This is a genomic window from Christiangramia aquimixticola (assembly GCF_048285835.1).
Taxonomy (GTDB): domain Bacteria; phylum Bacteroidota; class Bacteroidia; order Flavobacteriales; family Flavobacteriaceae; genus Christiangramia; species Christiangramia aquimixticola.
This window is the reverse complement of sequence record NZ_JBLVTL010000295.1, coordinates 1-286: the sequence shown is the minus strand read 5'-3', so window position 1 is coordinate 286 and position 286 is coordinate 1. Positions and strand designations below refer to the sequence as shown.

Sequence of the window (286 nt, the reverse complement as noted above, 5' to 3'; positions counted from 1 at the left end):
TAAATCCTATTTAAAACATTAATATCTAAAATGTTAACATCTATACAAGACTCAAAAATTGCTGTAATTGGATTAGGATATGTAGGTCTTCCATTGGCAGTTGAGTTCGCAAAAAAGTTTCCTGTCATTGGGTTTGATATAGATAAAAAAAGGGTGGGTGAACTTCTCAAGGGTAATGATCATACTCTTGAGGTGGAAGACGATCTGTTGAAATCCGTTTTAACTTCCAACTCCCCTAAAATCGGGCAAATAGGTTTGTTGCCAACATGTGATCCTGAGCAACTTA

1 pseudogene is annotated in these 286 nt (G+C 35.7%); it reads left to right on the top strand.

Annotated elements, in window-relative coordinates:
• Positions 1 to 30 precede the first annotated feature (30 nt).
• Positions 31 to 286 (top strand): annotated as a pseudogene (locus ACNKXV_RS14550) (nucleotide sugar dehydrogenase); the annotation flags it as partial.